Raw genomic sequence first — 20,774 nt, forward strand, 5'->3', positions numbered from 1 at the left:
TGGGCCGGCCGCCGAATTGGCCCCGGAGCCTCCGGTTCGGCGAGTATCGCAGCATGCAGACGCCGTCGGTCGACTCCCCGCCCACCCCGCCGCAGCCGCGCGGTGTCCTCCGCGTCACCTGGGTACTGGCCGTGTGCTCCGCGCTGGTGCTCACGCTGGTGGCCGTCGAGTGGCGCCCGTTGGTCCGGCTGGACGACGACATCGCCGGCACGACGCACCGCTGGGCGGTCGACGAGCCCGGCGTCACCCACGTCATGCGGATCCTCACCGACTGGGTGTGGGACACCTGGACGATGCGGCTGCTGTGCGCGGTGGTCGTGCTGTGGCTGTGGTGGCGGCGCAAAGACCGGTGGACGGCCGTGTGGCTGGGGGCGACCTGTCTGCTGGGCAGCCTCCTCCAGCAGGGCTTCAAAGCGGCGGTGGACCGCCCCCGTCCGGTCTGGCCAGACCCCGTGGACTCCGCGCACTACGCGGCCTTCCCTTCCGGGCACGCCATGACCGCGACGTTCGTGTGCGGCCTGCTGGTGTGGCTGCTCCACCACTACGGCGCCGGCCGCGATCCGCGCCGTATCGGCGTCGCCGTGGCCGTGGTCTCCGTGGCCGGCGTCGGGGTGACACGGGTGTGGCTCGGCGTCCACTGGGCCACGGACGTCCTCGGCGGCTGGCTCCTGGGCGCCCTGGTCGTGGCGCTCGCCGTACTGGTGCACCGGCGCAGGCGTCCACGAGCAGGGCTGCCTTCCGCCCGGCCGGAATCCTGACCGGACCGCGACATCGCCTCCCGGGATCCGCCCCCGGCCGCCGTTCTGTTCGGCTTCCCCGAGACCCGGGACCCGAGACCCGAGATCCCGGGCCCAAGGACATGGGCCCCGGGGCCAGGGGCCCGGGGACCCGGAGCCAGGGGACACCGGCACCCCGCACGCGGCCCTCGCACATCTTGTGGCAGCCGGCCCGCTGCCGACCGGGCCGCTGCTCCCCGCCGAGCGGTCAGGCGCCGAGCAACCGTCCGCTCAACTCCCACAGGCGCCGGGCGGATTGCGGGTCGAGGGAGTGCGAGGCGGCGTCCGAGGGGATGCTGTCCGGCGTCACCGGCCGCTGTTCGTCATCCAGCGGCGCCACCTCGCTGTCCTTCAGATAGACGCCGCCGATGTCCGCCAGGAGCGGACTCGCGGCCCCGAACACGATCGTCGCCGCGCCCTGCCGGGCCGTCTTCTTCCCGACCGCCGGGTCGATGACCGGCCGGCCGGCCTCGTCGATCAGGCCGGCCGCCCGCAGGCCCTCGTCACCCGCGGCGCTGTTGAGAGCCGTACCCACGACGATGCCCGGGTGGGCGGCATAGCCCCGAATGCCGTCCGCGGCCCAGCGGTTGTCGAGTGCGACGGCGAACAGGACGTTGGCGCACTTCGACTGGGCGTACGCCGTGTGGGGCGCGTAGTCGCCGGAGGCGAAGTGCGGGTCGTCCCAGCGGATGGTGGAGTAACGGTGGGCGCCGGAGGTGACATTGACGACCCGGGCGCCGTCGGCCGCGAGCAGGGCGGGCCGCAGGGCCAAGGTGAGCTGGAAGTGCCCGAGGTGGTTGACCGCGAACTGCACCTCGTAGCCGCGGTCGTCCACCTCGCGCTGCGCGGGCGCAGGTACGCCCGCGCAGTTGATCAGTGCGTGCAGCGGGCGTCCCGAGGCGTTCCAGCGGTCGGCGAACGCGTCGACCGAGGCCGCGTCGGCCAGGTCCAGCCGACCGGCCTGGACGCCTTCGATTCCGGCCACCGCCTCAAGGGCCCGGTCGGGGTTCCGGGCGCCGACGGTGACGGACGCCCCCCTCGCGGCCAGGGCGCGGGTCGCTTCGTGTCCGATGCCGGCATGGCCGCCGGTGATGACGACATTCCTGCCGGTCAGGTCGACGCCGGCGAGGACCTCGTCGGCGGTGGAGGCCGGGGTGAATCCCGAGCCGATGGGATGCTGCCGGTCAGTCATGAGACCGTTCCTCTCGTCGTACGGGTGCGGCACCCGGGTACGACCCGGATGCGGGGATGTCGCCAGGCCCCAGGCCCCAGGTGGGCCTACTTCGACTCGATGCGCCCCACCGGGGCGGAGCCGGACAGCAGGGCGTCGCAGGCCCGCTGCCAGGCGTGCGCGTCGAGTCCGAGCGTGGTGGCGAGGTAGGCGGCGGTGAGGTGTCCGACGGCCGCGACGCGCTCGGGGTTCTCGTCGGTGGTCTCGGCGGCGTCGTAGCCGGCGATGCCGCCCAGCCCGTGCTCCGCGTCGAAGACGGTGAGCAGGGTCTTGGGGCCGGGGGCGAGGGTGTAGGGGTCGGCGTGCCAGTCCGGGCCCACATCCGTGAAGTGACGGGAGTCGTCCTTGTCTCCGGCCACGACGAGCGCGGGGGTGATCATCGTGGAGAAGTCGACGGTCTTGAAGGCCGGCATCTGCTCGATCATGGACGCGTGGATGACGTCTCCCCGGCCCGGGGCGGCGAGTACGACGCCTGCCCTGATGCGAGGCTCCCGCAGACTCACCCGCTCGCCGCCGGCAGTGGGGTCGGTGAGCTGGGCGCCCAGCAGCAGGTTCGCGGTGAAGCCGCCGAGTGAGTGACCGGCGACGGCCACCCTGCCGTGGTCGATGCGCCCGGCGAGCTGCGGCACCGTGCTCTCGATCACGTCGAGGCGGTCGAGGACGTGGGTCATGTCCTGCGCGCGCGAGCGCCAGAAGAGGGGCGCTTCGGGGTCGTCGGAGACCTGATGCGCCAGTGTCCTGGAGGACAGGTGCGTGGGCTGGACGACGACGAACCCGGCCTGCGCCCAGAGGTTCGCCATCGGCGCGTAGCCGTTCAGCGAGGACAGGTTGTTCGAGCCTCCGTGGCCGTGGGAGAGCAGGATCACGGGGAGGCCGGTGCCCTGGGCGGGGGCGGTGACGCGGACCTGGAGGTCCACGGGCCGTCCCGCGACGGGAAGCACCACGGGGCTGAAGGACAGCACTGGGTACGTGTTCATGAGGGGAGTCCTTTCCAGAGCCCGCCGTCCGGGGACAGGCAGGGCGGCTCGGCGCGGTCCGCGTCCGCGTGCGCTAACCTGAAAGCGGAACACGGCTCCATTTATTATGTGGAGCAGTGTTCCGCTTTGTCAAAGGGTGCCGGAGGGAACGCGTCATGACCACGGAAGGCCCTGCCGGGCAGCCGCCGGCGAGGAGCAGGCGCGCCGACAGCCTGCGCAACCAGCAGGCTGTGATCACCGCTGCCGCGGAGGTGTTCCTCACCTCGGGTGTCGATGCGCCGATCCGCCGGATCGCCGCCAAAGCGGGCGTCGGGATGGGCACCGTCTACCGCCACTTCCCCACCCGGGCGGACCTCGTCACGGCCGTCTACAACCAGCAGATCGAAGACCTCGCCGCCGCCGGCCCCGCCCTGCTGGCCCGTACCGAGACACCGTTCGACGCGCTGAGCCAGTGGATCGACCTCTTCGTCGACTTCCTCGTCACCAAGCACGGCCTCGCCGATGCCCTGCAGTCGGACAGCGAGCGCTTCGCCGACCTGCACGCCCACTTCCTCGACCGGCTGTCGCCCGTCACCACCGAGCTGATCGACGCAGCGGTCGACGCCGGCGACATCCGGCCCGGGACACAGCCCTACGAGCTGATGCGCGGCATCGGCAACCTCTGCATAGGACGGGGAAGCGACCCCCGCTACGACCCCCGTCGCCTGATCGCGCTGCTCCTTCAAGGACTCCGCCGACCCGCCGCGTCCTGAACGGCCGACGGCGACGGAGTTCGAAGGGTACGTAGCCCGAGGCAACCACCGGGAGGTTCCGTCCGCCTCGGACGATCCCCCGTGTCGCCCGAGGCAGACGGTAGCCGGAGCGGACCCCTGGGGCCCGTCCGCCTGCGCCGAGTATAGTTGGCTGTCAGCCAGTCAACGCAGGAGTACAGCATGTCCCCGCGCAGCGCCTCGGTCAATGAAGAATTGCGGCGGCGCTCCAAGGAGCGGCTCCTGCAAGCCGCTGTGGAGCTGGTGGGCGAGCACGGGTACGACGCGACCACGCTGGGCGACATCGCCGACCGGGCGGGCTCGGCCCGCGGGCTCGTCTCGTACTACTTCCCCGGCAAGCGCCAGCTCGTGCAGTCCGCCGTGCACCGGTTGATGCACCGCACCCTGGAGGAGGCGCTGGAGCGCGAGCCGCGCACCACGGAGGGAGGCGAGCGGATGGCACGGGCCGTCGACGCGATCCTGGGGCTCGCCCGGGACCGGCCGGTGCTCATGCGCCAGCACATGGCGGGCCTGCTCCAGGCCGAGGTGGGCTTCGTACCGTGCCCGGAGCAGCGGCGGCTGGCGGAGCTGCTGCGGGACACGGTGGCCCGGCACGGCTCGAAGGACGTCGACCGCGACTACCCGATGCTGCGCGCGCTGCTGATGGGCGCCGTCTTCGCGGCCCTGGTGCCCGGAGTGCCGATGCCGGTGCCCCGGCTGCGCGCGGAGTTGTTCGAACGCTACCGGCTGGACTGGGACATGGGAGTCCCGCCGGACGCCGAGGCGCCCGACGGGACGACGTGCGACACGGACCTGTCGCGGTTCTTCGCGACCGGCGTGCTCGATCAACCGGACCGCACCGCTCAGTCGAAGTAGTCCGGCTGCGTCTGCGTGTTCAGCTCACGCAGATGGACCCGCTTGGCCGGATCCGTGCGCCGGTCGCTGAGCTTGAGGACGTCGAAGCCCTTGGCGATGTCGTTCGAGTAGATGTAGCCGTTGTAGTAGTACGCCGACCAGGCACCGCCGGTGGTCATCGTGTCGGTGGTCAGCGGACCCCGCTCGAAGTAGGCGATCTCCTTGGGCCGCGAGGAGTTCGTGAACTCCCAGACGGAGACGCCGCCCTGGTACCAGGCCTGGACCATGATGTCCCTGCCCTTGACCGGGATCAGCGAGCCGTTGTGGGCCACGCAGTTCTCGGTGTCCGCCTGGTGACGGGGGATCTTGAAGTAGCTGCGGAAGACCAGCTTGCGGTGGTCGCCCCGGCCGACGATGTCGTAGATGCCGTCGGCGCCGCGGTCCGGGCCGATCTCCGCGTTGCAGGTGGCGGCGCCGCCGCCGCCCAGCTCGTCGGTGAAGACGACCTTGTTCGCCCTCTGGTTGAAGGTCGCCGAGTGCCAGAACGCGAAGTTCACGTTGTCCTGGACGCGGTCGATGACCTTCGGACGCTCGGGGTTCTTGATGGAGAACAGGATGCCGTCGCCCATGCAGGCGCCCGCCGCGAGGTCCTTGGAGGGCAGGACGGTGATGTCGTGGCAGCCGGTGGTCTTGGAGACGCCCGGGTTGGTGGGCCCGCCCGGGTTGCCGCCGCCGTCGGGGCCCTCACCGGGGAAGAGCACGGGGAAGCCCACGACGGCCGCACGCTCGGGGGCCCTGCGCGGCACCTTGATGACGGAGATGCCGTCGTGCGGCGGCCGGCAGTCGGGATAGGCGGCGTTCGGCGAGTACGAGGAGACGTAGATGTAGACGTTCCTGCGCTCGGGCACCAGCGTGTGGGTGTGCGAGCCGCAGGCGGTCTCGACGGCGGCGACGTACTTCGGGTTCCGCTTGTCGCTGATGTCGAAGACCTTCATGCCCTCCCAGGAGGACTTCTCGGTCACGGGCTGCGTGGTGCTGTTGCAACTGCTGTCGCTGCGCGAGGAGTCGGTCGACAGGAACAGCAGGTCGCCGGAGACGGAGATGTCGTTCTGCGAACCGGGACACAGCACCTGGGCCACGGTCTTCGGCTTCTTCGGGTTCCTGATGTCGAAGATGCGGAAGCCGTCGTAGTTGCCGGCGAAGGCGTACCGGCCCTGGAAGGCCAGGTCCGAGTTGAAGCCGGACAGGGCGTCCTTGGGGATGTTGGCCAGGTGCTCGATGTTGTCGGAGTGGACTATCTCGTCCTGGCCGGGTATCTCGCCGTTCTCGATGGCGTCGCGCACATCGGCGCGCGCACTCTTGGACACCTCCTTCGACGTGGCCGGACTGTCCCCGGGGTCGGGGGTCGCGACGGCCGGGCCGGCGGTCAGCAGGGCGGACAGGAGCCCGGCGGCCGCAGCCACGACTCCCAGCCGTCTGCGCCGCGTTCGCGGGTCGTTCAACAGGGTCACTGTTTTCCTCCCAACGTCCGTTCCCGTCGGAACGGTCACGCCCCCGCAGTATCGTCTTCGCCATGCACATACCAACAGGGGGCAACAAACACGCGATGAAGTTTTTTGATCAGCACCCCCAGCCACAGGAGGTCGTTGTGTCCCCTCGCCTCGCGATGTCCGGCGCGTCGCTCGTCACGGCCTCACTGACCGCACTGGCCGTGCTCGCGCTGGGCGCCTGCGACTCGGGTTCGGACACCGGGTCGGCGGCCGCCGCCGGGCCCTCGGTGATCGCGCCGGGCAAGCCGGGCGAGGGCAACCGGACACTCTCCGCCGAGGAGGCCGAGAACCAGCGCGCCGACGACGACTCCCCCAACTCGGCGGACGTCTCCTATGCGCGCATGATGATCCAGCACCACGCCCAGGCGCTGAAGATGACCGAACTGGTGCCGGAGCAGGCCGAGTCCGGCCGGGTCAAGAAGCTGGCTGAACGGATCTCGGCGGCGCAGGGGCCGGAGATCGAGGCGATGAAGGGCTGGCTGAAGACCAACGGTGAGAAGGTGACGGGCGGCGGACACGATCACGCGACGATGCCCGGGATGGCCACCGAGGCACAACTGAAGAACCTGCGCGCGGCCCGGGGCAAGGCCTTCGACCAGCTCTTCCTCACGCTGATGATCACTCACCACGAGGGCGCGATCACCATGGCCACGGATGTGAAGTCCCAGGGCAACAACGTGCAGGTCGAGGAGATGGCCGACGACGTGGTCGCCCAGCAGACGAGCGAGATCTCACGGATGCGCGACATGCTGTGACGACGTGACGGGTCCCTCCGGCGTGACTCAGCGGCGCGCGCGACGGGGCGCCAGGAATCCCTCGTCGCGCGCCTGGCCGATCAGCCTGAGCGACCTGCGCCGACCGCGCCCGGTCGCGCGCATCACCGCGAGGACCGCATCGCCGCCCTCCTCCCGGGCCGCCCGGTACTCCTGGGCGACGAGCCTGCGCTCCTCCCTCCCTCGCGGCCACGCCGGACGGGCCCGCCGCGACGCGGCCGCTGCCGCACGTGCGGGGGCCGGTACGCAGGCCTCGAAGAGCGGGGTCTCCAGCCATTCGGCGAGCACGGCCAGATCGTCGAGGGACAGCGGCGGTTCGGCCCGTACGTCCTCGACCCGCACGTCCTGGCCGGACAGCACGGCGAGCGCGTCCACCCGGGCGCCGTCGGCGAAGGCCAGCCGGACATCGAACCACGAGGCCGTGGCACCGCCCTCGCTCACCACCCAGGTGTGCCGCACGGACATCTCACCGTCGTCCGGACAGCGGTCGGAAAGCTGAAGAGAACGATCAACGAAGGATGCTTCGAGCACATACGCAACGTAACCGAATGATCACATTCCATACGAACGGAACACGCTTCGTTCACCCGGCGCGACACCCTGTCAGCGGAGCCCGACCGGACTGCTCCCGCTGGTACCGCGTGTAGGCGTCGCGCAGGGCCGTCCCCGGCCAGTCGGGCGGGAGCAGCTCGGCGGGCAGCACCGGGTCGGCCAGCAGGTGGCGTACGACGGCCGCGAAGGCGGTGAGGCGGTCGGCCGGACGCCGGGCCCGGTCGACATGGGCGAGCAGGGCCCGCGCCCCGTCGGACCAGTCGTCCAGCGGCCACAGGCGCGCGGCCAGTTCGCGGGCCGGGGCCTCGGGGCGCGAGGTGAGCCGCTCGGCCACCCGGTCCAGCTCGGCGGGCAGCGGACGGCCCAGGTTGGCGGGGCGCAGCCAGACGCCCTCGCGGAGTTCGGCGAGGCGCAGGGCGGTCAGGTGGGTGCGCAGCTCGGCGCGCGCGGCGGGGCCGCGCCCGGTCGCGGTGATCACGAGCATCTCCCAGTCGCCGTCCCACGCGCGCGTGTGCGGACGCAGGGCCTCGTCCTGGCGCCGCTGGCGCTCCAGAAGGCGCTCGCTGAGCCGGTAGCCGGTGTCCGTGCGCCTGAGGTCCCCGGCGGCGGCCATCCTGCTGAGCGCCGCGCGCACGGTGGAGGCGCCGACGTCGAACCCCTCGACGAGCCGCACCAGATCCCGCGCCGGCAGTTCGGGGGGATGCGTACCGAGCAGCAGGCTCAGGACCACCGACCGCGCGGACAGCGGACGCAGCGTCAGCCCGTCGGGTGCCCGGGAGCCGGTCATCCGCGCGGGCTCGTGTCGTGCGTCCACATGAGCACGTACTGTACGTGCGCCGACCGTATTGCACTATTGCTGCGACCGCAGGGGTAGTACAACACTCGGTGCATGACGACACTCGCGCAGGAGCCGTACGAGCCGTTCGAGGAGTCCGAGGAGTCCGAGGGGTTCGAGGGGGCTGCGGGGGCTGCGGGGGCTGCGGGGGCTGCGGGGGCTGCGGGGGCTGCGGGGCACCCGGAGGGGTACGCCACGCACGACGTCACCAACCAGCCCCCTCCCCTGGCCCCCTACGACGCCTCCGACGACCCGGTCCTGCTGGAGGGCGTGCGGCGGGAGGGCGCCGTGTGGGCCGAGGACGGCCTGCGGCGGCTGGGCCGGCGGGCGGGCAGCGCCGAGGCGCAGGAGTGGGGCGACCTCGCGAACCGCCACGAGCCCGTGCTGCGCACGCACGACCGGTACGGCAACCGGGTCGACGAGGTCGAGTACCACCCGAGCTGGCACCACCTGATGCGGGTGGCCGTCGGTAAGGGGCTGGCCGGCGCGCCCTGGGCCGACGACCGGCCGGGCGCCCATGTCGCGCGGACGGCGGGAGGACTCGTCTGGGGGCACACCGAGGCGGGCCACGGGTGCCCGACCTCGATGACGTACGCGGCCGTTCCGGCGTTGCGCGCCCAGCCCGAGCTGGCGAAGGTCTACGAGCCGCTGCTGACCGCCCGGGAGTACGAACCGGGACTGCGGACACCCACGGAGAAGCGCGGTCTGCTGGCCGGCATGGGGATGACCGAGAAGCAGGGCGGCTCGGACGTCCGTACGAACACCACGGCGGCCACCCCGACCGCCGAGCCGGGCGTCTACACGCTGCGCGGGCACAAGTGGTTCACGTCGGCGCCGATGTGCGACGTGTTCCTGGTGCTGGCGCAGGCGTCCCCAGCCGGAGGCAAGGGAGGAAAGGGAGGACTGTCCTGCTTCCTGGTGCCCAGGGTGCTGCCCGACGGCACCCGCAACACCTTCCGCATCCAGCGCCTCAAGGACAAGCTCGGCAACCGGTCCAACGCGTCTTCCGAGCCGGAGTTCGACGGGACGGTGGCCTGGCTGGTGGGGCCCGAGGGGCAGGGCGTCAAGACGATCATCGAGATGGTCAACTGCACCCGGCTGGACTGCGTGATGTCGTCGGCGACGCTGATGCGCAAGACGCTCGTCGAGGCCGGTCATCACGTACGGCACCGCAGCGCGTTCGGCGCCCGGCTGGTCGACCAGCCGTTGATGCGCAACGTCCTGGCCGACCTCGCGCTGGAGTCCGAGGCCGCGACGACGCTCACCCTGCGGCTCGCCGGGGCGGCCGACCGTGCCGTGCGCGGGGACGCCGGGGAGGCGGCGTTCCGGCGGATCGCCACCGCCGTCGGCAAGTACTGGGTGACCAAGAGGGGACCGGCGTTCACCGCGGAGGCCCTGGAGTGCCTGGGCGGCAACGGCTACGTGGAGGAGTCGGGGATGCCCCGCCACTACCGCGAGGCGCCGCTGCTGTCGATCTGGGAGGGCTCGGGGAACGTCAACGCCCTCGACGTGCTGCGGGCGCTCGGCCGCTCCCCCGCCGCCGCGCAGGCCCTGTTCGACGAACTCGCCCTCGCGCGCGGTGCGGACGCCCGGCTGGACACTGCGGTGGCCCGGCTGGAGGCGGGGCTCACCGGCGCGTCCGAGACCGGTGCCCGCCGGCTGGTCGAGCTGATGGCGCTCACCCTCCAGGCCTCCCTCCTGGTCCGGCACGCCCCGCCCGCCGTCGCCGACGCGTTCTGCGCGACCCGGCTCGGGGGCGACTGGGGACACTCCTTCGGCACGCTGCCGGACACGGCCGACCTCGACGGCATCTTGGCGCGGGCACTGCCGGGCGAGGGCTGAGCGGCCGGCGCGAAGACACCTCGCCGGACTCGACACCACCGGTCTGACCTGCGGCGACCCTCCTCCAGAGGTGACTGTCAGTGGCTGGGTGCAGACTGTCCCGTGTCCGAGACGAAGGCGTCGACGAGGACGCCGCGGAGGTGATCGGCATGACCGAGGTACTGCTCGCCGTGGGCACCCGAAAGGGCCTGTTCATCGGGCGTCGGCGGGGTGGCACCTGGGAGTTCGACGAGAGTCCGTACTTCAACGCACAGGCGGTCTACTCGGTCGCCCTCGACACCCGCGGCGCCACCCCGCGGCTGCTGGCCGGCGGCGACAGCGCGCACTGGGGCCCGTCGGTGTTCCACTCCGACGACCTGGGCCGGACCTGGACCGAGCCGAGCGCGCCGGCCGTCAAGTTCCCCAAGGAGACCGGCGCTTCGCTGGAGCGGGTGTGGCAGTTGCACCCGGCCGCCGCCGAGCCGGACGTGGTGTACGCGGGCACGGAACCGGCCGCGTTGTACCGTTCGGAGGACCGCGGTGAGAGCTTCGAGCTGGTCCGCCCGCTGTGGGAGCATCCCACGCGGTCGAAGTGGGTGCCGGGCGGTGGCGGTGAGGGGCTGCACACGGTGCTCACCGACCGGCGGGACGCGAAGTCGGTGACGGTCGCCGTCTCGACCGCCGGCGTGTTCCGCACCGCCGACGGCGGCGCGAGCTGGGCACCGTCGAACTCCGGTGTCTCCGCCGTCTTCCTGCCGGACCCGAACCCGGAGTTCGGCCAGTGCGTGCACAAGGTCGCGCGCGACGCGGCCACCCCGGACCGCCTGTATCTGCAGAACCACTGGGGGGTGTACCGCAGCGACGACGCCGGCGCGCACTGGACGGACATCGGCGAGGGCCTGCCCTCCACCTTCGGTTTCGCGGTGGCGGCCCATCCGCACCGCGGCGACACGGCATACGTCTTCCCGATCAACGCCGACGCCGACCGGGTACCGGCGGACCGCCGATGTCGGGTCTTCCGTACGGCGGACGCGGGCAAGAGCTGGGAGCCGCTCTCGGCGGGCCTGCCCCAGGAGGACCACTACGGCACGGTGCTGCGCGACGCGCTGTCCACGGACGACGCCGAACAGGCGGGCGTGTACTTCGGCAACCGCAACGGCGAGGTGTTCGCGTCGGCCGACGACGGCGACAACTGGCGGCAGTTGGCCTCCCATCTGCCGGACGTGCTCTGTGTGCGGGCCGCGGTCGTCGCATGAACCGGACTGTGAACCGGACAGGGGGGACCGGCCTTGGCCACCGGTTGATCGGGGTCACCCGTACGGCAGTAGGGTGACGCCCGTGGCACCACGACCCTTGAATGAAATCGTCGAAGCGGGCTGGGCGAAGGCCCTCGAACCTGTCGCCGGGCGGATCACCTCGATGGGTGAGTTCCTGCGCGCGGAGATCGCCGCCGGACGCACCTATCTCCCGGCCGGGGCGAACGTCCTGAGGGCCTTCCAGCAGCCCTTCGACGACGTCCGGGTCCTGATCGTCGGACAGGACCCGTACCCCACCCCGGGTCACGCGGTGGGGCTGTCGTTCTCCGTCGCGCCCGAGGTACGTCCGCTGCCCGGCAGCCTCGTCAACATCTTCCGGGAGCTGAACACCGACCTGAATCTCCCGCAGCCCTCCAACGGCGACCTGACCCCGTGGACCCGGCAGGGCGTACTGCTGCTCAACAGGGCGCTCACCACGGCTCCGCGCAAGCCCGCCGCGCACCGCGGCAAGGGGTGGGAGGAGGTCACCGAGCAGGCGATACGCGCGCTCGCGGCGCGCGGCAAGCCGATGGTGTCCATCCTCTGGGGCCGCGACGCCCGCAATCTGCGGCCGCTGCTCGGCGAGCTGCCCGCTCTGGAGGCCGCGCATCCGTCCCCGATGTCGGCCGACCGGGGCTTCTTCGGCTCCCGTCCGTTCAGCCGGGCCAATGACCTGCTGGTGCGGCTGGGAGGTCAGCCGGTCGACTGGCGCCTGCCGTGAGCACCGGCTTCCTGGCCGTGGACTCCGGCGGCTCGGGGCTGCGCGTCGTCGTCGGTACGGCCGGCGACGACGGACCCGGCCCGCTCGGCCGGCGCGCCTCGTCGGAGCCCGTCCGCACCGGGACGCGCGGCATCGAACCCGGTCATCTCCTGGCGCAACTGCTTCCCATGACAAGCGCGTTGCTCGCCGAGACCGGCGTGACCCGGCTCGGCACGGTCGTCGTCGGGGCCGCCGGTCTCGCCACCCTGGGCGACGCTTTGCGCGCCGAACTGCCGGGCGCGCTGGCCCGGGAGCTGGGCGTGCGCACGGTCGCGCTGGCCGCCGACGCCGTGACCGCGTACGTCGGCGCCCTCGGTCCGCGGACCGGAGCGGTGGTGGCCGCCGGCACCGGCCTGATCGCGGTCGGCACCGATCTGACCCGCTGGCGCCGTGCGGACGGCTGGGGGCATCTGCTGGGCGACTGCGGCAGCGGCGCCTGGATCGGACGCGCCGGCCTGGAGGCGGCGCTGCGCGCCCACGACGGCCGGGAGGACGGCTCCGCGCCGCTGCTGGCCCGGGCCGAGGAGCGCTTCGGCGCGGCGGCGGCACTGCCCGGGCAGGTGTATCCGCGTACCGACCGTCCCGCCGTCCTCGCCTCCTTCGCGCCCGAGGTGGCCGCCTGCGCGGCGGCCGACGACCCCGTCGCCGCCGGGATCCTCCGGGCCGCCGCCCGGCACATGGCCGACTCGGCCGCCGCCGTGTGCCCGGCCGGCGGTGAGCCCCGCGTCGCGGTCACCGGCGGGCTGCTGCGGATGGGCGATCCGCTCGTCGTACCGCTGGGAGAGGAGTTGGCGAAGCGGCTTCCGCAGGCCCGGTGGACGGCCGCGGAGGGTGATCCGCTGGACGGCTCGGTCCGGATCGCGACCGCCCTGGCGAACGGCTCGCTCACTCTTCCGAGTGACGACAGAATGCTGTGGGTGACGACCGTGCCGGGCGGCTGAGAATCGGTCCGCCGACGAGGTGAATCATGCCGATGTCCGCCGATCCGTACATCACTCATCAGACAAAACCGGACGGATACCGCTCACCTGCACCCTCCCCGAACAGGGAAACCCCGGAAACCAGTAACATGCGGCGCCATGAGCTCCCCCACTGGGCCCGCGTCCGGCCTGCCAGTACGAATGCCGCGCCCCCGCCAGCCCGGACGGCACCGCCGTCCCGAACCCCTGGTGGCTCCCGAGGGCGCGCCGGCGCTCGTCCTCGCGGTGCCGGGGACGCCCAGCAGCGCCACCCGCGGCCTCGCCGACGAGGTCATCAGCATCGCCCGCTCCGAGCTGCCCGGGCTCGACGCCCGGATCGGCCACCTCGACGGGGACGACGACGAGTTCTTCTCGCTGTCGACCGTGCTCGTGCGGGCCGCCGAGGAGCGCACCGCCCGCTTCGAGCAGGCGCGCGCCGCCGGCATGGACGTCAAGGAGCCCGAGGGTCCCGTCGCCGTCGTCGTGCCGCTGCTCGCCGGGCCGGACGGCGCGCTGCTGCGCCGGATCCGGCAGGCCGTGATGGACAGCAAGATCGCGGCCGAGCTGACCGACGTGCTCGGTCCGCACCCGCTGCTGGCCGAGGCGCTGCACGTGCGGCTCTCCGAGGCCGGTCTGGCCCGCGCCGACCGTGCCCGCCTGTTCACGGTGGCGACGGCCGCGGACGGCATCATCCTGGCCTCCGTGGGCGGTGACGAGGCCGTCCAGGCGGCCGGGATCACCGGCATGCTGCTCGCCGCGCGCCTCGCCGTGCCGGTGATCGCGGCGGCGCTGGACGAGGAGGGCTCGATCGCGTCCGTGGCCGAGCAGCTACGGAACTCGGGCTCCCAGCAGTTGGCCCTCGCGCCGTACCTGATCGGCCCGGAGATCGAGGCGTCCGTGCTGGAGGAGGCGGCCAAGGAGGCGGGCTGCTCCACCGCCGAGCCGCTCGGCCCGTACCCGGCGATCGGCAAGCTGGCGCTGGCGAAGTACACGACGGCGCTCGGCATCTCGCCGCAGCAGCCGCAGGGGACGCCGGTTCGGTGAACCGGGGCGGTGCGCGTGCCCGTCCAGGCGTGTGTGAGGGCCCGCTCCGGGAGAGGAGCGGGCCCTTCGGCGTTGCCGGGGGTACGGAGGACGTGTGCCACCCTGGGGGTACCTCCCAGGCCGTTCAGGCACTGGGGAGGCACGACTGCCCGTCCGCGGCTACGCGGAATGCGTCGCCCGCGGCCAGGACGCCGGGCCGAAGACCACGCAGGACGCCGCCGGGACCGCGAGGGAGCCGGTGCGGCGGGGGATGCCGGTGGACGGGTCGAGGGCGAACCAGGTCACGTCTCCGGAGCGCTCGTTGGCCGCGTACAGGAAGCCCTCCGCCACGGTGATCTCGCGGGGCCAGTGCCCGCCGCAGGGGACCGTGGCGGACAGCCGCAGTCCGTCCGGCTCCACGACGAACACGGACAGGACGTCCTCGCCCCGGGTCGCGGTCCACACGAAGCGGCCGTCGGGCGAGACCGCGATGCCGGACGGGTGGGCGTCGCCTGCCGGGGCCCCCGGCAGCACGGGCACCTCGGTGAGGGGCTTCAGTACGCCGTCGGCGGCGTCCCAGTGGCAGACGGTGACGGTGGGCGCCAGTTCGTTGACGACGTAGGCGTGGGAGCCGTCCGGGTGGAAGGCCAGGTGCCGTGGGCCCGAGCCGGGACGCAGCGCGATCTCCCGGTGCACGGCGGGAGCACCGTCCGCCAGGGTGCAGACCCGCACCGAGTCGGTGCCGAGGTCCACGCTGACGGCCCACCGCCCGCTCGGATCGGGCCGCACCTGGTGGGCGTGCGGCCCCTGCTGCCGCTGGGCGTGCGGGCCGGAACCGGTGTGCCGCAGGACGCCGGACGCGGCCCGGGCCAGGGCGCCGTCGGCGCGGACCGGCACGGCGGTGACGGTGCCGGAGCCGTAGTTGGCGATCAGCACGTGCCCGGCGTACAGGCTGAGGTGGGTCGGTCCGTCGCCCCCGACGGGCACCGGCCGCCCGGCGGGCTCGGGCTTGTCCCCGCTCACGCGGTAGGCGGCCACGGCGCCCTCCGCCGTCTCGCTGACGGCGTAGAGCGTGTCCCCGTCGGGCGACAGGGCCAGGTAGGAGGGGTCGGCCAGGTGGTCCGTGCCGCTCACGACCGTGAGGGCGCCGCTGTCGGGGGCGACAGTCGCCGTCAGGATCCCGGGGCCGCCGGCCGCCGTGAACGACCCGATGTATGCCCGCCGCTGCCGCCTGCCGCCGTCCGCCACCGCTGCCCCTCTCGTCCTTCGTTCTGCGTCGTCTGCGTCGCCCTGCGCCTGTCCTGCGCCTGTCCTCTGCGTCGCCGAGTCGGGTCGGTACCGACCGATCTTCCGACCCGGAGCGACGGTAGCAGTCGATCACTTGCGGTCTAGACCAAATGGGTGGCGCGCGGCGGGCGACGGGTCAGGCGCCGGCCAGTCGTGAACCGGAGGGGACGCGCAGGGGTGCGGCGAGTTCGGTGAGGGCGTGTTCCAGGCCGTGCAGGTGGGCCAGCGCGGGCTCGGCGGCGCGCGGCCCGCCCGCGTGGGCGGGGACGGCACCACCGCCGGTGAGTGCCTCGACCGCGCTCTCGACCCGCCAGCAGGCGGCGGCCAGCCGGGCGTCGTGCGAGGCCTCCGGGTCGGCCGCGACAGAGACCAGGCCGCGTATCTCCCGGGCGCAGTCGTCGAGCAGGGCGAGCACCCGGCGGGCCCGGCGCCTGCGCCCGTACATCGGGCTGAGCGGGTGCACCAGCGGGGCGACCGACAGCCGTACCCGGCCGAGCAACTGCTCCAGTTCGGCCACGTGCGGCGCCGGGTCGGCGCCGTCGGTTCCGGCGAGCCGGGCGGCGGCCTCGGCGGTGCAGGCGTGCACGCAGCGCAGGGCGCGCTGGATCCACGCGTCGGTGACGGCGTGCGTGGTGACGGGCAGGACGAGGAGCACGGCGAGCGCGGCGCCGAGCGCCCCGACACCGGTCTCGGCGAGCCGCAGGGCGAGCAGGCCGGGGCTGAGGACGCCCAGGAGGCCGTAGAGCAGCTCGGCGAGCAGGGTCACGCAGAGCATCATCCAGGTGTAGGAGACGGCGGCGGTGTAGAAGATCCCGAAGACGCAGGCGGCGGCGAGTACGGCGGTGGGCACCGCGGACCCGGCCAGCGGGACGGCGATCAGGAAGCCCAGGCCGATGCCGAGGACCGTGCCGAGGACCCGGCGGAAGCCCCGGACCAGGGTCTCTCCGCGCGAGGTGGTGTTGACGAACACCCACCAGGTGGCGCCCACGGCCCAGTACCAGCGGTCGCCGGACACCAGTTGCCCCACGACCAGGGCGAAACCGGCGCCCGCGGTGGCCTGCACGGCCTGGCGGGTGGTGATGCGGGCCAGTCCGGTGCCGGAGGGTGGTGCGGGGACGGCGGGCGCGGGCCGGCGGCGCTCGTAGCACCACAGGCCGAAGCGCACCGCCGCGGCGGCGGCCACGGACAGCAGGACGGCGGCGAACATCTCCGGCAGCCGGTCCGTGGTCGCGCGCAGGAACTGGGCGATGAAGAAGGTCATGAAGGCGAACACGCCGAGGCTGTGCCCGCGCGGGCCCCAGCGCCGCGCGTACACGCCCGCGCCGACGACGGCGAGGAAGGTGAGGCCCCTGGCCACGGGGTGGTCGTGCAGCACGGCGGCGGCGGTGAGCACGGGCAGCCCGGCGACCGGCAGCAGCGCGGTGGTGACGGCCTGGCCGCGCACGGTGGCGTCGGTGACGGTGAACAGCGCGAGCAGTGCGGCGAGCCCGCCGATGACGGCTCCCACCAGGGAGGTACCGGCCAGGCCGCACACCACGACGGCCAGCCCGATGCCGAGGACGGCCCGCGCGGCGAACCGCAGCCGGGACCGTCCCGGGTCCGGGCTCATGAACACCCTCTTCAGCACTGGTTGCCGCCCCCTCGCTCGCTCACGCCCACCGGCCCGAGAGTCACCACACGCAAAAGGCGCCGCGGGGTCCGCAGCGCCATCGACTCGTCCATAGGAGCATCTCTGCCACCAGTGGCTCAACCGGCTGCCGCACGAGTGTGCCATTGGTACATTTCTCGCGGCATTCCTACAGCCACCGAAGTGCCAATGGCCGACGAGAGGGGACCTGACCCGTCATGGCCGTCGACGAGCTCGACACCCGCATCCTGCGACTGCTGCTGGAGCAGCCGCGCACCAGCGTGCGCGAGTACGCCCGTCTTCTCGGGATCGCCCGCGGCACACTCCAGGCCCGGCTGGACCGACTGGAGCGCGACGGTGTGATCACCGGTGCCGCTCCGTCCCTCTCCCCCGCCGCCCTGGGGCATCCGGTGCTCGCCTTCGTGCACATCGAGGTCACCCAGGGCCGCCTGGACGAGGTGGGCGAGGCGCTGGCGGGCGTCCCGGAGATCGTCGAGGCGTTCTCCATCACGGGCGGCGGAGATCTGCTGACCCGCGTCGTGGCCCGTGACAACGCGCACCTGGAGGACGTGGTGCAGAAGCTGATCAGCCTGCCGGGAGTGGTCCGCACCCGCAGTGAGGTGGCGTTGCGCGAGCGCGTCCCGCACCGGCTGCTGCCCCTGGTGGAGTCGATCGGGCGCACGGCACGCAAGTGACGCTGGAGTCCTTGGAGTCCTTGGCATCCTGGATCCCATGAGCACTCTCGGCGACATCTCGGTCATCTTCGATCTCGACGGAACGCTGGTGGACAGCGAGCCGAACTACTACGAAGCGGGCCGACGGACCCTCGCCGAGTACGGCGTTGCGGACTTCACCTGGGCCGACCACGAGGCGTACGTGGGCATCAGCACCCGGGAGACGATCGCCGACTGGAGGCGGCGGTACGGGCTGCGGGCCCCGGTGGAGGAACTGCTCGCGGTCAAGAACCGCCACTACCTGGGACTGTCCGGCACCTCGGCCCGGGCGTACCCCGAGATGCGGAAGTTCGTCGAGCTGCTGGCGGGCGAGGGCGTACCGATGGCGGTGGCGTCGGGTTCGTCGCCCGAGGCGATCGGGACGATCCTCGCCCGCACCGGCCTGGACGCACAGTTGCGCACGGTCGTCTCGGCCGACGAGGTCGCGCGGGGCAAACCCGCCCCCGACGTCTTCCTGGAGGCGGCCCGCCGGCTGGGGGCGGACCCGGCCGACTGCGTGGTCCTGGAGGACGCGGCGCCGGGTGCCGCCGCCGCGTACGCGGCCGGGATGCGCTGCATCGCGATCCCGTACGTCGCGGCGCAGGCGGACGCCCCCGAGTTCGCCACCGCCGGCCTGCTGCTGCGCGGAGGTCAGGAGGAGTTCACCGCGCGGACGGCGTACGACTGGCTGGTGCGGGCGGCACGGGCTTCCTGACCATTCTGGGCGGGCGCAGATTTTGCCCGAAGCGGTGATCAGATCGCCGCCCGCATCCGTACCTCCTGGTGTCCGAGCCTGTCTTCGCCCCAGGAGGCACGATGCGCATCACGCGCACCACGGCAGGGACCGCCTTCGTGGCCGGTGCCCTGGTCCTCACTCTCACCGCACTCGCGTACCCGGCCATGCTCGGGGTACAGAACGCGGGCAGTGACCAGGCCCGGATCGTCACCAACACACGGTTCGGGCCGCTCACGGAGCAGGACCGGGACTTCGTGGTGAAGGTGCGTGCCGCCGGGCTGTGGGAGCACCCGCTGGGGCTGATCGCCATGGAGCGGGGGACGACGCCGGAGATGAGGGAGGCCGGTGAGCACCTGGTCGTCGGCCACTCCCGGCTGGACGCGACCTGCCGGAAGATCGCGCCGGAACTGGGCATCACCCTGCCCAATCAGGCGTCCCCGCAGCAGCAGCAGTTCGTGTCGACGGCGAAAGGGGCCACGGGCAAGCAGTTCGACACCACCGCGGTCAACATCATGCGGATCACCCACGGCCAGATCTTCCCGGCCATCGCCAAGATCCGCGCCAACACCAAGAACTCCCTGGTGCGGCAGCTCGCCGACCAGGCCAACGACACGGTGCTGGACCACATCACCGTGCTGGAGAAGACCGGGCTGGTCAACTTCGACCAGGTCAACTTCCAGCAGACCGCCCCGCCGAACCTGCCCAAGGTGCAGCTCACTCCGCCGGCTCCGCAGCCGGGCGAGCCGGTGGTCTCCCTCACGGCACCGCCGGGCCTCGACGTCAACACCTCGGCGCCGACACCGAGTCCGACGGTCCGCTGACGCGTCGGGCGTCGGGCGTCGGGTGGGTCAGCGGCCGCGGGGCTTGCCGCGTCCGCCGCCCCTGCCGCTTCCGCCCTTGCCGCTCCCGCTCTTGCGGTTGCCGCTCTTGCCGTTGCCGCTCCTGGGGTTGCCTCCGGCGCCGCGCCGGGCGGCGCCGCCTGCCTGCTTTCCCGTCGCCGGCTTGTGACGCGTGGGGGCTGCTGCCCCTTCGGCGCGCCCGCTCTTCGAGCGCGCCGGGTCGGGCTGCCGGCCCCGGGTGCTGTTGACGGTCCGGCCCCGGACGATGCCGATGAAGTCCTCGACGCGGTCCGTGTGCGCGTCCTCGGGCCAGGACAGCGCCACGCCCGACTCGGGGGCGTCCGTGACCGTCCGGTACGTGAGGTCCCTGCGGTGGTGCAGCCGGGCCAGCGACAGAGGCACGAGCAGCACGCCGATCCCGGCCGCCACCAGCTCGACGGCGTCCGCGGTGGTGGCCGGACGCTCGAGAGCGGGCCTGCCCGGCAACCCGTCCCAGTCGAGGACGTCGTCGAGGGGGTGCAGCACGATCTCGTCGGCGAGGTCCTCGACGCCCACCTCGTCGGCCGCCGTGACGAGGTGGTCCTTGGGGATCACCACGACCGTGGTCTCGGTGTAGAGGGGGATGGCGCTGAGTACGGTCCGGTCGACCGGCAGCCGCACCACTCCGGCGTCGGCGTCGCCCGCCAGCAGCACTCCGGCCGCCCCGGCGGCGGGAACCCGGGTCACGGAGAGGGGGACGTCCGGCAGCCGCTCGTTCCAGATGCGCACCCATTTGTCGGGCGTCACCCCCGGGACGTACGCGAGCCGGAACGAGGGGGGAGCTTCCGAGCCTGTCACGCGGCCAGGTTACCGGGCGTGGTCGGCGGCCGCTCACACGATCGATACCCTTGGCATCATGACGCCGCACCAGAACACCCAGTCCATGAAGCCCGCGACCGCGGCGAAGAAGCTGGGTGTGTACCTCGAGGCCACACCCGCCCAGTTCCGGGAGGGCGTCGTCACGCGCGCCGAGCTGAACGCGCTTCAGGCCGACCCGCCCGCGTGGCTGCGCGACCTGCGGCGCGACGGTCCGCACCCGCGCCCGGTGGTGGCGGCCAAGCTGGGCGTCTCCATCGCGGGTCTGCACCGGGGCGGGGTCGCGGAGCCGCTCACCACGGAGCAGATCGAGGCGCTGAAGCAGGAGCGCCCCGAGTGGCTGGAGCGGGAGCAGACCGTCCAGGCCGACGTGCGCAAGGAGGCGGTCCGCGTGAAGCAGCTACACGCCGAGCGCGCGGAGCGTGCGGAGCGCGACTGACCGACCCGGCCCGGCCCGACCTGGCCCAGCCCGGCCAGGCACGCCCACGCTCGCCGCTCTCTCGTCCCGCGGCAGCCAGTGCGACACCACGTAGTCGCGCTCAGGCCCGCGCACACCGGCCG

21 protein-coding genes are annotated in these 20,774 nt (G+C 72.7%); 13 read left to right on the forward strand and 8 right to left on the reverse strand.

Annotated features, from left to right (window positions below; all coding sequences use genetic code 11):
- Window positions 1–53 precede the first annotated feature (53 nt).
- The gene (locus KUM40_RS30880; RefSeq protein ID WP_217169492.1) at window positions 54–758 is read left to right on the forward strand and encodes a phosphatase PAP2 family protein; all 705 of its coding nucleotides are present in this window, start codon (window positions 54–56) and stop codon (window positions 756–758) included.
- 226 nt (window positions 759–984) lie between these two features.
- Here the strand turns inward: KUM40_RS30880 and KUM40_RS30885 are convergent, their stop codons facing one another.
- Both KUM40_RS30885 and KUM40_RS30890 read right to left on the reverse strand, forming a co-directional pair.
- Complete coding sequence (locus tag KUM40_RS30885; RefSeq protein ID WP_217169493.1) at window positions 985–1,968, reverse strand: SDR family NAD(P)-dependent oxidoreductase; 984 nt, start codon at window positions 1,966–1,968, stop codon at window positions 985–987.
- 86 nt (window positions 1,969–2,054) lie between these two features.
- On the reverse strand, window positions 2,055–2,984 hold the full coding sequence (locus KUM40_RS30890; protein WP_217169494.1) for a chlorophyllase: 930 nt from the start codon (window positions 2,982–2,984) through the stop codon (window positions 2,055–2,057).
- Between the two features lie 155 nt (window positions 2,985–3,139).
- Between KUM40_RS30890 and KUM40_RS30895 the strand changes: the two genes are divergently transcribed.
- Together KUM40_RS30895 and KUM40_RS30900 are read left to right on the forward strand one after the other, a co-directional pair.
- Complete coding sequence (locus KUM40_RS30895; RefSeq protein WP_217169495.1) at window positions 3,140–3,736, forward strand: TetR/AcrR family transcriptional regulator; 597 nt, start codon at window positions 3,140–3,142, stop codon at window positions 3,734–3,736.
- A 180-nt stretch (window positions 3,737–3,916) separates the two neighbouring features.
- Entirely contained in the window at window positions 3,917–4,609 is a 693-nt protein-coding gene (locus KUM40_RS30900; protein WP_217169496.1) for a TetR/AcrR family transcriptional regulator, read from the forward strand.
- Here the strand turns inward: KUM40_RS30900 and KUM40_RS30905 are convergent.
- On the reverse strand, window positions 4,597–6,099 hold the full coding sequence (locus KUM40_RS30905) for an LVIVD repeat-containing protein (RefSeq protein ID WP_217169497.1): 1,503 nt from the start codon (window positions 6,097–6,099) through the stop codon (window positions 4,597–4,599). The two genes, KUM40_RS30900 and KUM40_RS30905, sit on opposite strands and share 13 nt — an antisense overlap.
- A 155-nt stretch (window positions 6,100–6,254) precedes the next feature.
- Here KUM40_RS30905 and KUM40_RS30910 point away from each other — a divergent pair, with 155 nt between their 5' ends.
- On the forward strand, window positions 6,255–6,893 hold the full coding sequence (locus tag KUM40_RS30910) for a DUF305 domain-containing protein (RefSeq protein ID WP_217169829.1): 639 nt from the start codon (window positions 6,255–6,257) through the stop codon (window positions 6,891–6,893).
- Window positions 6,894–6,920: 27 nt separating this feature from the next.
- Here the strand turns inward: KUM40_RS30910 and KUM40_RS30915 are convergent, their stop codons facing one another.
- Both KUM40_RS30915 and KUM40_RS30920 read right to left on the reverse strand, forming a co-directional pair.
- Window positions 6,921–7,376 carry a DUF6214 family protein gene (locus KUM40_RS30915; RefSeq protein ID WP_217169498.1) on the reverse strand — a complete coding sequence of 152 codons (456 nt, stop codon included), beginning with the start codon at window positions 7,374–7,376 and terminating at the stop codon, window positions 6,921–6,923.
- A gap of 118 nt (window positions 7,377–7,494) precedes the next feature.
- Window positions 7,495–8,250 carry a PaaX family transcriptional regulator C-terminal domain-containing protein gene (locus KUM40_RS30920; protein ID WP_217169830.1) on the reverse strand — a complete coding sequence of 252 codons (756 nt, stop codon included), beginning with the start codon at window positions 8,248–8,250 and terminating at the stop codon, window positions 7,495–7,497.
- 102 nt (window positions 8,251–8,352) lie between these two features.
- On the opposite strand from KUM40_RS30920, the gene KUM40_RS30925 reads away from it, so the two are divergent.
- The 5 genes from KUM40_RS30925 to KUM40_RS30945 all read left to right on the forward strand — a co-directional run bounded on the left by KUM40_RS30925 (window position 8,353) and on the right by KUM40_RS30945 (window position 14,177).
- Window positions 8,353–10,140, forward strand: coding sequence for a DNA alkylation response protein (locus KUM40_RS30925; RefSeq protein ID WP_217169499.1), 1,788 nt, complete (start codon window positions 8,353–8,355; stop codon window positions 10,138–10,140).
- Between the two features lie 80 nt (window positions 10,141–10,220).
- Window positions 10,221–11,375 (forward strand): sialidase family protein, encoded by a 1,155-nt coding sequence (locus tag KUM40_RS30930; RefSeq protein WP_217169500.1) that lies wholly within the window; start codon window positions 10,221–10,223, stop codon window positions 11,373–11,375.
- Between the two features lie 82 nt (window positions 11,376–11,457).
- On the forward strand, window positions 11,458–12,135 hold the full coding sequence (locus tag KUM40_RS30935; RefSeq protein WP_217169501.1) for a uracil-DNA glycosylase: 678 nt from the start codon (window positions 11,458–11,460) through the stop codon (window positions 12,133–12,135).
- Window positions 12,132–13,115, forward strand: coding sequence for a BadF/BadG/BcrA/BcrD ATPase family protein (locus KUM40_RS30940; protein WP_217169502.1), 984 nt, complete (start codon window positions 12,132–12,134; stop codon window positions 13,113–13,115). Before KUM40_RS30935 ends, KUM40_RS30940 begins: the two co-directional genes overlap by 4 nt.
- Before the next feature lie 138 nt (window positions 13,116–13,253).
- Window positions 13,254–14,177 carry a sirohydrochlorin chelatase gene (locus KUM40_RS30945; RefSeq protein WP_217169503.1) on the forward strand — a complete coding sequence of 308 codons (924 nt, stop codon included), beginning with the start codon at window positions 13,254–13,256 and terminating at the stop codon, window positions 14,175–14,177.
- A gap of 159 nt (window positions 14,178–14,336) precedes the next feature.
- On the opposite strand, the gene KUM40_RS30950 is transcribed toward KUM40_RS30945, so the two are convergent.
- Window positions 14,337–15,404, reverse strand: coding sequence for a lactonase family protein (locus tag KUM40_RS30950; RefSeq protein ID WP_217169504.1), 1,068 nt, complete (start codon window positions 15,402–15,404; stop codon window positions 14,337–14,339).
- A 175-nt stretch (window positions 15,405–15,579) separates the two neighbouring features.
- Window positions 15,580–17,070, reverse strand: a complete 1,491-nt coding sequence (locus tag KUM40_RS30955; RefSeq protein ID WP_217169505.1) for an FUSC family protein — start codon at window positions 17,068–17,070, stop codon at window positions 15,580–15,582.
- Between the two features lie 218 nt (window positions 17,071–17,288).
- Between KUM40_RS30955 and KUM40_RS30960 the strand changes: the two genes are divergently transcribed.
- The 3 genes from KUM40_RS30960 to KUM40_RS30970 all read left to right on the forward strand — a co-directional run bounded on the left by KUM40_RS30960 (window position 17,289) and on the right by KUM40_RS30970 (window position 19,340).
- The gene (locus KUM40_RS30960; RefSeq protein WP_217169506.1) at window positions 17,289–17,765 is read left to right on the forward strand and encodes an Lrp/AsnC family transcriptional regulator; all 477 of its coding nucleotides are present in this window, start codon (window positions 17,289–17,291) and stop codon (window positions 17,763–17,765) included.
- Between the two features lie 37 nt (window positions 17,766–17,802).
- A complete protein-coding gene (locus KUM40_RS30965; RefSeq protein WP_217169507.1) occupies window positions 17,803–18,498 on the forward strand; it encodes an HAD family phosphatase in 696 nt (231 codons plus the stop codon).
- Window positions 18,499–18,599: 101 nt separating this feature from the next.
- A complete protein-coding gene (locus tag KUM40_RS30970; protein WP_217169508.1) occupies window positions 18,600–19,340 on the forward strand; it encodes a DUF4142 domain-containing protein in 741 nt (246 codons plus the stop codon).
- Window positions 19,341–19,367: 27 nt separating this feature from the next.
- Here the strand turns inward: KUM40_RS30970 and KUM40_RS30975 are convergent, their stop codons facing one another.
- Window positions 19,368–20,195 (reverse strand): LysR substrate-binding domain-containing protein, encoded by an 828-nt coding sequence (locus tag KUM40_RS30975; RefSeq protein ID WP_217169509.1) that lies wholly within the window; start codon window positions 20,193–20,195, stop codon window positions 19,368–19,370.
- A gap of 58 nt (window positions 20,196–20,253) precedes the next feature.
- On the opposite strand from KUM40_RS30975, the gene KUM40_RS30980 reads away from it, so the two are divergent.
- Window positions 20,254–20,652 carry a DUF5997 family protein gene (locus KUM40_RS30980; RefSeq protein ID WP_217169510.1) on the forward strand — a complete coding sequence of 133 codons (399 nt, stop codon included), beginning with the start codon at window positions 20,254–20,256 and terminating at the stop codon, window positions 20,650–20,652.
- Window positions 20,653–20,774 lie beyond the last annotated feature (122 nt).

Origin of the sequence: Streptomyces sp. AC512_CC834 (genome assembly GCF_019049325.1) — a bacterium.
In the GTDB taxonomy this organism is placed as follows: Bacteria; Actinomycetota; Actinomycetes; order Streptomycetales; family Streptomycetaceae; genus Streptomyces.